The organism is Streptomyces sp. NPDC006516, assembly GCF_040611875.1.
In the GTDB taxonomy this organism is placed as follows: domain Bacteria; phylum Actinomycetota; class Actinomycetes; order Streptomycetales; family Streptomycetaceae; genus Streptomyces.
The window spans coordinates 279,420-293,341 of sequence record NZ_JBEXPD010000001.1; the positions used below are offsets into that span (position 1 = coordinate 279,420).

13 protein-coding genes and 1 pseudogene are annotated in these 13,922 nt (G+C 71.7%); 4 read left to right on the forward strand and 10 right to left on the reverse strand.

Annotated features, from left to right (window positions below):
• Positions 1-59: 59 nt before the first annotated feature.
• The 8 genes and pseudogenes from ABZY45_RS01245 to ABZY45_RS01280 all read right to left on the reverse strand — a co-directional run bounded on the left by ABZY45_RS01245 (position 60) and on the right by ABZY45_RS01280 (position 9,073).
• Positions 60-335, reverse strand: coding sequence for a hypothetical protein (locus ABZY45_RS01245; RefSeq protein WP_325745847.1), 276 nt, complete (start codon positions 333-335; stop codon positions 60-62).
• Positions 336-543: 208 nt separating this feature from the next.
• Positions 544-820, reverse strand: a pseudogene (locus tag ABZY45_RS01250) (IucA/IucC family protein); the annotation flags it as partial.
• Positions 821-1,044: 224 nt separating this feature from the next.
• On the reverse strand, positions 1,045-1,911 hold the full coding sequence (locus ABZY45_RS01255) for a siderophore-interacting protein (protein ID WP_356736532.1): 867 nt from the start codon (positions 1,909-1,911) through the stop codon (positions 1,045-1,047).
• A gap of 51 nt (positions 1,912-1,962) precedes the next feature.
• A complete protein-coding gene (locus tag ABZY45_RS01260) occupies positions 1,963-2,991 on the reverse strand; it encodes an ABC transporter substrate-binding protein (protein ID WP_356734852.1) in 1,029 nt (342 codons plus the stop codon).
• A 279-nt stretch (positions 2,992-3,270) separates the two neighbouring features.
• Positions 3,271-4,437: an acyl-CoA dehydrogenase family protein gene (locus ABZY45_RS01265; protein ID WP_356734854.1), complete on the reverse strand. Its 1,167-nt coding sequence runs from the start codon at positions 4,435-4,437 to the stop codon at positions 3,271-3,273.
• 7 nt (positions 4,438-4,444) lie between these two features.
• Positions 4,445-5,374, reverse strand: a complete 930-nt coding sequence (locus tag ABZY45_RS01270; RefSeq protein ID WP_356736534.1) for a hydroxymethylglutaryl-CoA lyase — start codon at positions 5,372-5,374, stop codon at positions 4,445-4,447.
• Positions 5,375-5,391: 17 nt separating this feature from the next.
• Positions 5,392-7,443, reverse strand: coding sequence for an acetyl-CoA carboxylase biotin carboxylase subunit (locus ABZY45_RS01275; RefSeq protein ID WP_356734856.1), 2,052 nt, complete (start codon positions 7,441-7,443; stop codon positions 5,392-5,394).
• 13 nt (positions 7,444-7,456) lie between these two features.
• Positions 7,457-9,073 carry a carboxyl transferase domain-containing protein gene (locus tag ABZY45_RS01280; RefSeq protein WP_356734858.1) on the reverse strand — a complete coding sequence of 539 codons (1,617 nt, stop codon included), beginning with the start codon at positions 9,071-9,073 and terminating at the stop codon, positions 7,457-7,459.
• 145 nt (positions 9,074-9,218) lie between these two features.
• On the opposite strand from ABZY45_RS01280, the gene ABZY45_RS01285 reads away from it, so the two are divergent.
• Positions 9,219-9,833 carry a TetR/AcrR family transcriptional regulator gene (locus ABZY45_RS01285; RefSeq protein WP_356734860.1) on the forward strand — a complete coding sequence of 205 codons (615 nt, stop codon included), beginning with the start codon at positions 9,219-9,221 and terminating at the stop codon, positions 9,831-9,833.
• 34 nt (positions 9,834-9,867) lie between these two features.
• Here ABZY45_RS01285 and ABZY45_RS01290 read toward each other — a convergent pair whose 3' ends face one another.
• Positions 9,868-10,362, reverse strand: coding sequence for a MarR family transcriptional regulator (locus tag ABZY45_RS01290; protein ID WP_356734862.1), 495 nt, complete (start codon positions 10,360-10,362; stop codon positions 9,868-9,870).
• A 94-nt stretch (positions 10,363-10,456) separates the two neighbouring features.
• On the opposite strand from ABZY45_RS01290, the gene ABZY45_RS01295 reads away from it, so the two are divergent.
• Both ABZY45_RS01295 and ABZY45_RS01300 read left to right on the forward strand, forming a co-directional pair.
• On the forward strand, positions 10,457-10,858 hold the full coding sequence (locus tag ABZY45_RS01295) for an HGxxPAAW family protein (protein ID WP_356734864.1): 402 nt from the start codon (positions 10,457-10,459) through the stop codon (positions 10,856-10,858).
• A gap of 62 nt (positions 10,859-10,920) precedes the next feature.
• The gene (locus tag ABZY45_RS01300) at positions 10,921-11,718 is read left to right on the forward strand and encodes a phosphatase (protein ID WP_356734866.1); all 798 of its coding nucleotides are present in this window, start codon (positions 10,921-10,923) and stop codon (positions 11,716-11,718) included.
• Here ABZY45_RS01300 and ABZY45_RS01305 read toward each other — a convergent pair.
• Positions 11,670-12,656: a YafY family protein gene (locus tag ABZY45_RS01305; protein WP_356734868.1), complete on the reverse strand. Its 987-nt coding sequence runs from the start codon at positions 12,654-12,656 to the stop codon at positions 11,670-11,672. The genes ABZY45_RS01300 and ABZY45_RS01305 overlap by 49 nt on opposite strands.
• A 106-nt stretch (positions 12,657-12,762) precedes the next feature.
• Between ABZY45_RS01305 and ABZY45_RS01310 the strand changes: the two genes are divergently transcribed.
• On the forward strand, positions 12,763-13,920 hold the full coding sequence (locus tag ABZY45_RS01310; protein WP_356734870.1) for an epoxide hydrolase family protein: 1,158 nt from the start codon (positions 12,763-12,765) through the stop codon (positions 13,918-13,920).
• Positions 13,921-13,922: the final 2 nt, after the last annotated feature.

Here is a 13,922-nt window from a genome sequence, read left to right on the forward strand (position 1 = left end):
GGGTTTTCTGCCCCTCCATCGACGTACAAAAAGTTCGGTGCCCGGCCCGCCCGTGCGGTTCAGCCGTAGACGATGCGGCGCAGCTGGCGGAGCGAGAGCTCCTGCGGTGCCACCGCGCGGTGCGGCAGCTCTGCCGCGATCCGCTCGAAGATCTCCGCGTTCACCAGGCCGCCCGCCTGCAGTTCGCGGTGGCGGCGCCGGACGAAGTCCTCGGTCGTCTCGTCGAAGTACGCCAGCACGTCGAGGATCACCCTGGCGGCCTCGCCGCGCTGGAGCGCGGTGGAGCGTACGAGGTGGTCGATGAGGTCGTCATGCGTAGGGCGGCGTTCGAGCACTCGTCGATATTGCGTGGAGTGGGCTCGCTTCGCAAGAAATCTGCCCGAAATCGGGCAGGAATCTCATGTAGTGAAGTGCTTATGCCGTAGATGTCCCATAGGTTCTGTCCGGCCCCACCCGGAGGACGGCGCCGGACCCCAGAGGCGGCGAGCTTGTGCCGTCACTGCCAGGGATGGGCGGGTATCAGCGGATGGCCGAGTTCCGGGCCGCCGTGAAGGTGGCGCGATCACGCCGCGCGGTCGGCCGGACCGGCCGGATTCCGGCCGCAGCCTCGGGGACGTACCCGCGGTACCCGTCGACCCCGACGCCGAGCCTGCCGTTGCTGGCGACAAGGCGGGGATGACCCTCGGTCATGCCTGACTCGATGGCCTGGAAACCGGCCACGGCGGGCTGTGCGGCGATGGTCGGTTCCTTGGTCGGTTCGTACGCGGTTCCGGCCAGGGTGGAGGATCTCCGCCAGGCGCACCAGCAGGATCTCGGCCGAGGCGTGCGCTCGTGGGAGAACCCTGCCGGCGCCGCGGCTCGGACCGTATGGGCGCGGTGACCCTCGTCGTGCGTAACCGACTGTGCGGTTTGGTTGAATCGGATACAGCCTGGTTCGGGCGCTGCCCACCGGCAGAGTCGTCGGCATCCCGGAGCGCCACGCGAAGTCCGCCTCGGACTCCAGGAACAGCCCGGTTCAGCTCCGCGATCGGCTCCGCGGACGCGCTACGCGGACGCCTCCATCGCCTCCTGCCTCAGCTGGTCCTCGCTCATTCCCCGCCGCCAGTAACCGACGAAGGTGACCCGCTTGCGGTCGAGCCCTCGCTCCTGGACGAGGTGGCGGCGCAGCGCCCGGACCTGGGAGGACTCCCCGGCGATCCAGACGTACGGGGTGCCTTCGGGCAGTTCGGCGGCGCGCACGGCGTCCAGGCCCGAGGGGGCGCCCTCCTCGCGTACCAGCCAGGTGACGCGGGCGTCGGCCTCGGTGCGGAGGTCCATGCGGTCGTCCGAGCGCGGGACGTCCAGCCAGACCAGGGCCTTCGTGCCCGCCGGGAGCCACTCCAGTGCGGCTGAGGCGGCGGGAAGCGCGGTGTCGTCGGCCCAGATGAGTACCCAGCCGGTGTCCTGCGGCGGCCGGAAACGGACGGACGCGTTGTCCTCGACGGCGGGGCCGAGGGCCTTCAGCAGCTGCCCGGGGGCGGCGTCCGCCGCCCAGCGGCACGCGGGTCCGCCGTCACCGTGCAGGACGAAGTCGATGTCGATCTCGGTCGTGCCGTCGTCGGCGCGGCGCTGGGAGCGCACCGTGTACGCGCGCATGACGGCCCGTACGTCCTCGGGCGTGGCGCGCCAGGCGTCGAACCAGTTGCCGTCCTCGTCGACGGGGACGAAGGGCTCCCGTTCGCCCGGCTGCGGCAGGAACAGCGTGATGCTCTGGTCCCGGCCCCCCGAGGCGAAGCCGTCGAGTCCGGGCCCCCCGAAGGTGACCCGCCGCATGGAAGGGCTGAGCCGACGGGCCCGCAGGACCGTCAGGCCGAAGAGCCGGAAAGGGGCGACGGCGGGCGCGGAAGCGGTCGTAGTGAGGGCTCCTCCCAGGAACCTACGGAGGAGGCCCGGCCGGGAGCCGGTCCCGGCCGGGCCTGGAGGTCAGCTGACCTTCTTCGCCTTCTCGATGGCCTCGGCGAGGGCGTCGAGGATCGGCGCGCACTTGTCGTAGGAGTAGATGGGCTCCGTCGTACGCGGGATGACCTGGCCGGCCTTGACCGCGGGCAGCTGGGCCCAGGTCGGCTTGGAGGTCAGGGCCTCCGGCTGCAGGGCCGAGGAGCGGTTGTCCATCATGATGATGTCGGCGCCGTACTTGTCGACGTTCTCCCAGCTCAGCTCCTCGAAGAAGCCGGCCTCGTTGACCTTCGGCTCGACGAACTGCACACCGAGCTCCTGGAAGTACAGGGTGTCGGCGGACATCTTGGCGAGGGAGACGTAGAACAGGTCCTGGCTGGCCGAACCCACCAGCACCTTGATGTTCGGCTGGGACTTGGCGGCGGCGCGCAGCCGGGCGGCGGCCTTCTCGAACGCGGCCTTGGCGTCGGTGACCTTCTTCGCCTTGACGTCGGCGCCGAGGGACGCCGCGAGGTCTTCGTGGCGCTGGATCGCCTTGGGGACCGTGGTCTGCGCGGCCCACAGGGCGACGCTCGGGGCCAGCTTCAGGATCTTGTCCTTGGACTGGTCCGGCACGTACCAGAGGGCGTCCTTCTCCCACATGGCGGTGACGAGGAGCTCCGGCGCGAGCCCGGTGTACTTCTCGACGTTGAACTCGCCCCAGACGTTGCCGAGCACCTCGACCTTGCTGATGTCCAGGTCACCGGCCTGCACATCGGGCTTGCCGTCAGCGGTCTTCGTCGGGCCGAAGACGCCCTTGACCTCGACGCCGTAGTCGTGGAGCGCGGCGGCGACGCCGATGAACGCGACGATGTTCTTCGGCACGGACTTCGCCTCGGCCGTCTGGCCGCGGTCGTCCTTGAAGGACCAGGGGCCGGATTTCTCCGAGGCCTTACCCGAGTCGGAGGTGTTCTCGTCGCCGTCACCGCAGGCTGCGAGGACGGCGCCGAGGCCTACGGCGCCACCGGCGGCCAGCAGGCCGCGGCGGGAGAGTGGGCTGGTCCGGAGGTTGGCCATGAGTGGGTCTGCTTTCGTACGCGCCGCAGGGCGCCCGTCGGTGATCTGAAGGAAGGCTAGCCTAACCTCACATATCGCCACCGGACAGGGCAAGGGAAGCGACCGTTCCGTTATCCGCGCACGGAAGGGGCCTCCGCGGCCCGGGGCCTCGGCGCAGGCGGAGGGCCTCCCGTGCTCGACGGTTTCCAGGGACCCTCGGGTGTCCGCGCTCAGCCGGCGACGGGCTGAAGGCGCATCATGTCGAAGTCCGGACACACCTCGGCGATCGCGCGCCGCCCGTCAGGCGTCCATCCCCAGCTCCCGGGCGATCAGCATCCGCTGCACCTCGCTCGTGCCCTCCCCGATCTCCAGGATCTTGGAGTCGCGCCACATCCGGGCCACCGGGTACTCGTTCATGAAGCCGTACCCGCCGTGGATCTGCGTCGCGTCCCGGGCGTTGTCCACTGCCACCGTGGAGGAGTACAGCTTCGCGATCGCCGCCTCCTTCTTGAACGGCTCGCCTGCCACCAGCCGCGACGCCGCGTCGCGCCAGCCGATGCGCGCCATGTGCGCCCGGGTCTCCATGTCCGCGATCTTGAACTGGATGGCCTGGTTGGCGCCGATCGGCTTCCCGAAGGCGTGCCGCTCCTTCGCGTACTTCAGCGACTCGTCCACACAGCCCTGCGCCAGGCCCGTCGACAGCGCCGAGATCGCGATCCTGCCCTCGTCCAGGATCCGCAGGAACTGCGCGTATCCGCGCCCCTCCTCGCCCAGCAGATTCGCCGCCGGTACGCGCACGTCGGAGAAGGACAGCTCCCGGGTGTCGGAGGCGTTCCACCCGACCTTGGAGTACGGGGCGGCGACCGTAAAGCCGGGAGTGCCCGACGGGACGATGATCGCGGAGATGCGCGGGGCGCCGTTCTCCTTGCGGCCGGTGACCGCAGTGACCGTGACCAGCTCCGTGATGTCCGTACCGGAGTTGGTGATGAAGCACTTGGAGCCGTTGATCACCCACTCGCCGGTGGCCTCGTCCAGTACCGCGGTCGTCCGGGTGCCGCCCGCGTCCGAGCCGCCGTCGGGCTCCGTCAGGCCGAACGCGCCGAGCGCCTCGCCCGAGCAGAGCCTCGGCAGCCACCGCTGCTTCTGCTCCTCGGTCCCGAACCGGTAGACCGGCATGGCGCCGAGCGAGACGCCGGCCTCCAATGTGATCGCCACGGAGGAGTCGACCCGGGCCAGCTCCTCCAGGGCGATCCCGAGGGCGAGGTAGTCGCCGCCCATGCCGCCGTACTCCTCCGGGAAGGGCAGGCCGAACAGGCCCATCCGTCCCATCTCCCGCACGATCTCGTAGGGGAACTCGTGGCGTTCGTAGAAGTCGCCGATCTTCGGGGCGATCACGTCGTGGGCGAACTCCTCGACGGTACGCCGCAGTTCCTCGTGCTCGGCGGTCAGCCGGTGGTCAAGGGACATGGGTGCTTCACTCCTCGTGGGACAGCGCGCGGACGGTACGGGACGGGCTCGGGCGGCCCAGTTGTTCGGCCATCCACACGCTCGTGGCGGTGAGTGCGCCGAGATCGACCCCGGTGTCGACACCGAGGCCGTCGAGCATCCACACGAGATCCTCGGTGGCGAGATTTCCGGTCGCGCTCTTCGCGTACGGGCAGCCGCCGAGGCCGCCCGCCGAGGCGTCCACCGTCGTCACCCCGTGCTGGAGAGCGGCCAGGGTGTTGGAGAGCGCCTGGCCGTACGTGTCGTGGAAGTGCACCCCGACGGTGCCGGTGGGCACTCCCGCTCCGTTCAGCCTGGAGAGCAGGTCGCGCACATGGCCGGGGGTGGCCACCCCGATCGTGTCGCCGAGGGAGAGCTCGTCGCAGCCGAGGTCCCTCAGGGCCTTCGCGATCCGGACGACCTGGGCGACGGGCACGGCACCCTCCCACGGATCGCCGAAGCACATCGACAGATAGCCCCGCACGTGCACCCCGGCCGCCTTGGCCCTGGCCACGACCGGCTCGAACATCGCGAGCGACTCGTCGACCGTGCGGTTGAGGTTGCGGGCGGCGAACGTCTCGGTCGCCGAACCGAACACGGCGATCCGGCGGGCGCCGAGCGCGAGCGCCCGGTCCAGGCCCCGCTCGTTCGGTACGAGGACGGGCAGTGCCACCTCCCCGGCGTCCGCGATGTCCGAGATCAGCGGGAAGAGCTGCTCGGCGTCGGCCAGTTGGGGCACCCACTTCGGATGTACGAAGCTGGTCGCCTCGATCGTGGACAGCCCGGCCCCGGCGAGCCGGCGGATGAACTCCGCCTTCACCTCGGTCGGTACGACGGACTTCTCGTTCTGCAGACCGTCGCGCGCGCCGACCTCGTGGATAAGGACCCGGGCCGGCAGATCCGCGGCGGGCACCCTCATGGGCAGTCCGGTGCCGGTCACGACTCCTCCTCGGGGGCCACCACGGCCAGGATCTGGTCCATCGCGACCGTGGCACCGGCGGTGACGTCCAGTCCGGTGACGGTGCCGGCGTGCGGGGCGGAGATGACGTGCTCCATCTTCATCGCCTCGACGACCAGCAGGCTCTGCCCGGCCACGACCTGGTCCCCGACGGCCACCTTCACCACCGTGACGGTCCCGGGCATGGGCGCCGCCAGGGTGTCCACACCCGAGCGGGCCGCGCCGCTGAGCGAGGCCTCCACGGGATCGTGGTCCTGGACGTGCCAGCTGTCCCCGTCCCTGCCGAGCCAGATCCCCTCGGACGAGGACGCCCTGCTGAACGCGTGGGTCACGCCGTCGAGTTCGACGACGACGCGCTTCCCGGACACCTCGACGAGCCTGGAGGTCTCCGCGCCGGGCAGCGAGGGCAGGGGGCCGCACGCGTCGGCCTGCTCCGCGCGGTCCCCGGCGTGGCCGAACGTCAGGGCCGCCGTGCCCTCCGCACCCGTACGCAGCCCCACGCGCACCGGGTCGTGGCCCGGCACCCGGAAGTGATGGAAGGTTTCGGCAGGTGTTCCGCCCAGCCGCCAGCCGCCGGGCACCGAGAACGGATCCACCCATCCGGTGGCGGACGGCCGCGGCGGTGGCTGCCGCAGCAGGGCCGCGGCGGCGTAGACCTCCTGGGGTACTCCGTCCGGAACCAGGCTGCCCGCGTCCCGCTCCACGAGCCCGGTGTCCAGCTCGCCCGCCGTCACCGCGGGGTGGGCCAGGAGCCGCCGGAGGAAGCCGGCGTTCGTCGGGACGCCCAGCACCACCGTGTCCGCGAGCGCCGCCCGCAGCCGGCGCAGCGCCGTGGCCCGGTCGGGGCCGTACGCGATGACCTTCGAGAGCATCGGGTCGTACGTGCTGCCGACCGGTACGCCCTCGCTGAGGCCCGAGTCGGTGCGCACCCCGCCGCCCTGCGGCTCGTGGAGTGCGAGCACGGTGCCGCCGGACGGCAGGAAGCCGCGTGCCGGATCCTCCGCGCAGACCCGGGCCTCGACGGCGTGCCCGGTGAGGGTGATGTCCGTCTGGGCGTACGGCAGGGGCTCGCCGGAGGCCACCCGGAGCTGCCACTCCACCAGGTCGAGCCCGGTGATCAGCTCGGTGACGGGGTGCTCGACCTGGAGACGGGTGTTCATCTCCATGAAGTAGTACGAGGAGGGGTCGCTGCCCGGGACGATGAACTCGACCGTCCCCGCCCCCACATAGCCGCAGGACCGGGCCGCCTGCACGGCCGCCTCACCCATCGCGGCCCGGGTCGTCTCGTCGAGCAGGACCGAGGGGGCCTCCTCGATGATCTTCTGGTGGCGCCGCTGGAGCGAGCACTCGCGCTCGCCGAGATGGATCACATCGCCGTGTCCGTCGGCCAGGACCTGGATCTCGATGTGGCGCGGCCGGTCGATCCACCGCTCCACGAGCAACGTGTCGTCGCCGAACGAGGCGCGAGCCTCACGCCGGGCCGCCGCGATCTCGTCGGCGAGCAGCGCCTCCTCGCGCACCAGCCGCATGCCCTTGCCGCCGCCGCCCGCCGACGGCTTCAGCAGGACCGGCATCCCGATCTCCCGGGCCGCCGCCTCCAGTCGCGCGTCGGTGAGCCCGCTCCCCGAGGAGCCGGGCACCACAGGCACCCCGGCCGCCGCGACGGTCTCCTTCGCGCGGATCTTGTCGCCCATCAGTGAGATCGCCGCGGCGGGCGGGCCGATGAAGACCAGGCCCGCCTCCGCGCACGCCTGGGCGAAGCCCGCGTTCTCGGCGAGGAAGCCGTACCCCGGATGGACGGCCTCGGCGCCCGTGCGGCGGGCGGCGTCCAGCAGCCGCTCCACCGACAGATAGCTCTCCGCGGCGGGCGCGGGCCCGATCCGTACCGCGGTGTCCGCCTCCCGGACGTGCCGGGCGTCCGCGTCGGCGTCGCTGAAGACTGCGACCGACCGCACGCCGAGCTCGCGCAGCGTCCGGATGACCCGGACGGCGATCTCGCCGCGGTTGGCGACCAGAACAGTGCTGAACATGGAAGTCCTCACATCACATCCGGAAGACGCCGAAGCTGGGCTCGCCCAGCGGGGCGTTGGCACACGCGGTCAGGGCGAGCCCCAGCACCTGGCGGGTCTCCGTCGGGTCGATCACGCCGTCGTCCCAGAGCCGGGCGGTGGCGTAGTAGGCGCTGCCCTGCTGCTCGTACTGTGCGCGGACCGGGGCCTTGAAGGCCTCTTCCTCCTCGGCGGGCCACTCCTCGCCGCGACCCTCGATCTGATCGCGCTTGACGGTCGCCAGCACCGAGGCGGCCTGCTCGCCGCCCATGACGGAGATCTTGGCGTTCGGCCACATCCACAGGAAGCGCGGGCCGTACGCCCGGCCGCACATGGAGTAGTTCCCCGCGCCGTACGATCCGCCGACCACGACCGTCAGCTTCGGGACCCTCGTGCATGCCACGGCCGTCACCATCTTGGCGCCGTGCTTGGCGATGCCCCCGGCCTCGTAGTCCCGGCCGACCATGAAGCCGGAGATGTTCTGGAGGAACACCAGGGGGATGCCGCGCTGGTCGCACAGCTCGATGAAGTGCGCGCCCTTCTGGGCGGACTCGGAGAACAGGATCCCGTTGTTGGCGACGATGCCGACGGGGTGGCCGTGGATCCGCGCGAAGCCGGTGATCAGCGTCTGGCCGTACTCCGCCTTGAACTCGGCGAAGCGCGAGCCGTCCACCACCCGGGCGATGACCTCCCGCACGTCGTAGGGCGTACGCGAGTCGACGGGCACCGCGCCGTACAGTCCGGCCGGATCGGCCTTCGGCTCCTCGACGGGCTCCACGGACCAGGGCAGCGGGGCCCGGTCAGGGAGCGTGGCGACGATGTTCCGCACGATCCGCAGCGCGTGCGCGTCGTCCTCGGCGAGGTGGTCGGTGACCCCGGAGGTGCGCGAGTGCACCTCGCCGCCGCCCAGCTCCTCGGCCGTCACGACCTCACCCGTGGCGGCCTTCACCAGGGGCGGGCCGCCCAGGAAGATCGTGCCCTGGTTCCGGACGATCACGGCCTCGTCGCTCATGGCCGGGACGTACGCCCCGCCGGCCGTGCAGGAGCCGAGGACCGCCGCGATCTGGGGGATCCCCGCGCCGGACATCCGGGCCTGGTTGTAGAAGATCCGCCCGAAGTGGTCCCGGTCGGGGAACACCTCGTCCTGCATCGGGAGGAAGGCGCCACCCGAGTCCACGAGATACAGGCACGGCAGCCTGTTCTCCAGGGCCACCTCCTGGGCGCGCAGGTGCTTCTTCACCGTCATCGGGTAGTACGTGCCGCCCTTGACGGTCGCGTCGTTGGCGACGATCACGCACTCCCGGCCGCTGACCCGCCCGATTCCGGCGATCACCCCGGCCGCCGGCGCCGCGCCCCCGTACAGCCCCTCGGCCGCGAGAGGTGCGAGCTCCAGGAAGGGCGAGCCAGGATCGAGCAGGGCGTCCACGCGTTCGCGGGGCAGCAGCTTCCCTCGCGCCACATGCCGGGCGCGGGCCTTCTCACCCCCGCCGAGCCGTGCCGTGGCGAGCCGCGTGCGCAGCTCGTCGGCGAGCGCGTGATGCGCCGCCTCGTTGGCCTGCCAGGCCTCCGAGGCGGGATCGGCCGCGCTCACCAGGACCGGTGCCTGCTGCATCCTGTCGAGCCCCCTTGCCCGTACCGCGGTAGTGGGATGAGAGTCGGGCCGGCCGCCCCCGCGTGCGCCGGCCGGGCCTTAACGAGCGTTAACGCATTTCGCTCAGGTTAACGAGCGCTAACCCGCCTGTCTAGAATGAATCCTCATGAGCACCCATGCCGCCGCCCGTGTCGCGGCCCCCACCCGCCGCGAGCAGATCCTGAGAGAGGCCGCCCGCCTCTTCGCCGAGCGCGGCTTCCACGGTGTGGGGGTCGATGAGATAGGGGCGGCGGTCGGCATCAGCGGCCCCGGCCTCTACCGTCACTTCCCCGGCAAGGACGCGATGCTCGCCGAGCTGCTCGTCGGCATCAGCGAACGCCTGCTGGCCGGCGGCAGGCTGCGCGTCACCGAGGACGACGCCGCCGGCGCCAATTCCCCCGAGGCGCTCCTGGACGCCCTCATCGAGGGTCACATCGACTTCGCGCTGGACGACCGGCCCCTGATCACCCTCCACGACCGCGAGCTGGACCGCCTGCGCGACACCGACCGCAAGCGCGTACGCCAGCTCCAGCGGCAGTACGTCGAGGTCTGGGTCGAGGTCGTGCGCGCCCTCTATCCGTCCCTCGCGGAGAGCGAGGCCCGGGTCACCGTCCACGCGGTGTTCGGTCTGCTGAACTCCACCCCCCACCTGACCCGCCCCGAAGCCCTCCCGGACCGTGCCGCCACGGCGGCGCTGCTCCACCGGCTGGCGCGCGGGGCGTTCGCCGCGGCGGCCTCGTAGACCCCGGGGCGGCGGGCCGGCCGCCGCGCGACGCTCAGGTGTCGCCCTCGGTTCCGCCCCTGATCTCCTCCAGTGATTCCTGCATGGCCGCCCGCGCGCGGCTGAACCAGTCGGTCAGTACGGCGATCTCCTCCGGCCCGTAGTCGGCGAACAGCGTGCCCAGGCGGGCGTAGAACGGGCCGTACACCGCCAGGACGCGCGCCTGGGCCGACTCCTCCATCACCACGTGCACCCGGCGCCTGTCGCCCTCGACGGGCCGGCGCCGGGCGTAGCCCGCCTTCTCCAGCCGGTTGAGCACACCGGTCACCGCGCCGGTGGTCAGCCGTGCCCGCTCGGCGAGATCGCCCGCGGTGAGCGTGGCCCCCGTCAGCGCGGCCTCCATCACGAAGCCGAGGCAGGTCAGGTCGGTGGTGTTCAGGCCGAGCCGCCCGGCGATGTCGTGCTGCCCGAACTGCGCGAGCGCGATCATCCGGTCCATCGCCCGCAGCGCCTGGTCAGCCGTCGCCTCCGGACGCTTCTTGCCGTCCACGGAAAATCCCCTTAGTCTCTAAGCTACTTAGTTCGTAAGCTATTGGCGCCGGTGCAGAGCCGGTCGCTGAACTATCACACCCTGAGGAGCCGACGTGAGCGCGCACGGTGACCACGACCTGGGCCACACCGTGGCCGGATGGACCGGTACGGCGATCGGCACCCTGGGCAGCGCGGTGCTGGGCGCCGCGGTCGTCACCGCGTCCGCCGCGCTCCTGTGGCTCGGTGTGGCGATCGTGGTGCTCGCGGCCCTGACCTGCTGGGTCCTGCATCTGGCGGGCTGGGGGAAGGCCACAGGCCCGCGTCCTCCGGGCCACCAGGGCTGGCGGACCCGTGACACCGGCGCCCGCCCCGGGCACCCCGGCTGCCTCGGATGCCGGCTGGCGGGCCGGGGCGGAGCGCGGGCCCTCCCGGCCGTACGCCGCCCGCACGGCCCCGAGGCGCGCGGGGGAGTCACACGGGTGACGCGGCGCGGGGTGGAGCCGGCGCCGCGCTGACGGGGGATTTCGCCGTACGAGACACCGGGCACACAGCGCGTCCCCGACGGCACAATGGGTGCATGCCCATACCCAGCCGCGCCGCCCTCGTCGAGCACCTCGTCCGCACGCGCATCGCGGGCGACGTCGCCACCCCCCGTGACAACAACCTCTCCCACTACCGCCAGCTCGCGAACGGCAACCGCCATTTCTGGCTGGGCCTGGAGCTCGGGAACCGGTGGAGCGACGAGCAGGACGTGCTGGCTGTCATGGCCGAGAGATGCGGTGTCAGCGACGACCCGGAGCACCGCCAGGGGCAGGACACCATCGACCCGGAGCTGACGGTCGACGCCCTCGAGCGTATGGCGGCCCGGCTGCGGAAGGCGGCGGCGGACGGGGAGCGGGTGCTGTTCGCGACCGGGCACCCGGGCGGGCTGCTGGACGTGCACCGGCAGACCGCGAACGCCCTGAGGGCCGCCGGATGCGAGATCGTACGGATCCCCGGCGGCCTGATGGCGGACGAGGGCATGGTCTTCCAGTTCGCCGACGTCGCGGTGCTGGAGCGCGGAGCCACCCTGTGGCACACCCACTCCCCGGTGCCGATGGCCGCGATCCTGGACGCCCTCGAGCGCGAGGGCCGCCCGCTGCCCGACCTGGTGGTCGCCGACCACGGCTGGGCCGGTTGCGCCGGGCAGCGCGGCATCGACTCGATCGGCTACGCGGACTGCAACGACCCCGCACTCTTCCTGGGCGAGGCGGAGGGCACCCTCCAGGTCACCGTCCCCCTGGACGACCACGTCACCGACCCCCGGTTCTACGACCCCATGACGGACTACCTGCTGGACGCGGCCGGGCTGCTCCCCTCGGTGGAGCGTGCGTAACGCGCGGCGAGCTCCCGCAGGTGCGCCACCAGTTCGGGCGGCTCGGTCACGGTGAAGTCGAAGCCCAGCATGCCCAGATGGACGGCGAGGGAGTCCAGTGAGTCGGCTCCGGTGTCCAGGACGCAGGTCTCCGCGTCGACGGTCTCCACCGACCCCACGGCGGGGTTGATCCGCTCCAGGACCGCCGCCGCGGGGGCGTGGACCGTCACCCGGGCGCGATGGCGCCAGGCCGCGGCCGAGACCTGCCCGGCGACGTACGTGGCCGCGTTCCCCTCCGGGTCCTCCCGGGGGGCGAAGCGCGGGCCGGCCGGCAGCCGCGGCGTGAGCCGGTCCACGCGGAAGGTGCGCCAGTCCTCACGGTCCACGTCCCACGCCACGAGGTACCAGCGGCGGCCCCAGTTCACGACGCGCTGGGGCTCGACCAGGCGGCGCGCCGAGGATCCCGAGTGATCGCGGTAGTCCATCCGCAGGCGCTCGTGGTCCCGGCAGGCGGCTGTCAGCGTCATGAGCAGATCGGTGTCGGCGCCGGGTGCGGGCCGGTCGGCGGGGACGGGCACGGCGTACTGCTGGAGGGCCCGTACGCGTCGGCGCAGGCGTGACGGCAGCACCTGTTCCAGTTTGGCCAGGGCGCTGACCGAGGTCTCCTCCGTCCCGGCCAGCGCGCTCCGTGCGACGTTGCGCAGGGCGACCGTGACCGCGACCGCCTCCTCGTCGTCCAGGAGCAGCGGCGGCATCGCGCTGCCCGCCGCCAGCCGGTAGCCGCCGGTCGACCCCCGGGTGGCGTCCACCGGATAGCCGAGGGTGCGGAGCCGCTCGATGTCGTTGCGTACGGTCCGGCCGCTCACGCCCAGCCGCTCGGCGAGTTCGGAGCCCGGCCACTCGCGGGGTGACTGGAGCAGGGACAGGAGCCGCAGCAGTCGTGCGGAGGTCTCCAGCATGGTGCGCGCCCCTGCCCTTACCCGGTGTCGGTCGCCGAGGCCCGGATGCCCGAGCCACCCGCCAATAGGAATGAACCGTGCCTATAGCGATCCTACGATTCCATGCATGGAGAACAGCAGCAAGACCGCAGCCGCAGCCGACGCCTCCGTCCGCCCCTTCCGGATCGACATCCCGCAGGCGGATCTCGACGACCTCCGTGACCGCCTCACCCGGACCCGCTGGAGCGTCGGCGTGCAGGGCGTCGAGGACTGGTCGCGGGGCGTCCCCGCCGGCTACCTCAAGGACCTCGCCGCCTACTGGGCGGACGGCTTCGACTGGCGCAAGGCCGAGGAGCGGCTGAACGCCTTCCCCCAGTACGTGACGGAGATCGACGGGCAGGACATCCACTTCGCACACGTCCGCTCGGACGACGCGAACGCCACGCCTCTGCTGCTGATCCACGACTGGCCGGGCTCGTTGGTCCAGTTCCTCGACGTCATCGCGCCGCTCTCGCGCGACTTCCACCTCGTCATCACGTCCACGCCGGGTGTCGGTTTCTCCGGCCCGCTCACCTCCACGGGCTGGAACACCGGACGCATCGCCAGGGCCTTCACCACGCTCATGTCCCGCCTCGGATACGGCCGTTACGGCGTGCAGGGCAACGGCGGCGGGGCCTGGATCGCGGGCGAGGCGGGCCGGATCGCCCCCGACCGGGTCATCGGCGTCCACGTCAACGGCCTGGTCACCTTCCCCTCCGACGACCCCGCCGACTTCGCCGGGCTCACCGAGGGCGAGCAGGCCCGCCTGGAGAGGCTCCAGCGTTTCCGGGACGACAAGATGGGTTTCAACGCCATCCAGTCGACCCGCCCCGAGACGGTCGCCTACGGGCTGAACGACTCGCCGGCAGGCCAACTTGCCTGGATCGTCGAGAAGTTCAAGGAGTGGACCGATCCCGCGAAGGAACTCCCCGAGGACGCGGTGGACCGCGACACCCTGCTCACCAACGTCAGCCTGTACTGGTTCACCGGCACGGCGGGATCCTCGGCGCACCTCTACTACGAGATGGCCCACGACCCGAGCGCCTGGGCGCCCAGGGAACGCGGCACCGTGCCCACGGCGGTGGCCGTCGCCCTGCCGTCCGACGTCGCGATCCGCCGCTTCGCCGAGCGCGACCACAACGTGGTCCGCTGGACCGAGTTCGGCCGCGGCGGCAACTTCCTCTCCCTGGAGCAGCCCGAACTCCTCGTCGCGGACGTACGGGAGTTCTTCGCCGACCTCGGCTGAGC

Excerpts from the sequence above, each read along its gene's own strand:
- ABZY45_RS01260 (WP_356734852.1), bottom strand. The coding sequence starts at position 2,991 with ATGGCCAACCTCCGGACCAGCCCACTCTCCCGCCGCGGCCTGCTGGCC.
- ABZY45_RS01265 (WP_356734854.1), bottom strand. The coding sequence starts at position 4,437 with ATGTCCCTTGACCACCGGCTGACCGCCGAGCACGAGGAACTGCGGCGT.
- ABZY45_RS01270 (WP_356736534.1), bottom strand. The coding sequence starts at position 5,374 with ATGAGGGTGCCCGCCGCGGATCTGCCGGCCCGGGTCCTTATCCACGAG.
- ABZY45_RS01275 (WP_356734856.1), bottom strand. The coding sequence starts at position 7,443 with ATGTTCAGCACTGTTCTGGTCGCCAACCGCGGCGAGATCGCCGTCCGG.
- ABZY45_RS01280 (WP_356734858.1), bottom strand. The coding sequence starts at position 9,073 with ATGCAGCAGGCACCGGTCCTGGTGAGCGCGGCCGATCCCGCCTCGGAG.
- ABZY45_RS01285 (WP_356734860.1), top strand. The coding sequence starts at position 9,219 with ATGAGCACCCATGCCGCCGCCCGTGTCGCGGCCCCCACCCGCCGCGAG.
- ABZY45_RS01300 (WP_356734866.1), top strand. The coding sequence starts at position 10,921 with ATGCCCATACCCAGCCGCGCCGCCCTCGTCGAGCACCTCGTCCGCACG.
- ABZY45_RS01305 (WP_356734868.1), bottom strand. The coding sequence starts at position 12,656 with ATGCTGGAGACCTCCGCACGACTGCTGCGGCTCCTGTCCCTGCTCCAG.
- ABZY45_RS01310 (WP_356734870.1), top strand. The coding sequence starts at position 12,763 with ATGGAGAACAGCAGCAAGACCGCAGCCGCAGCCGACGCCTCCGTCCGC.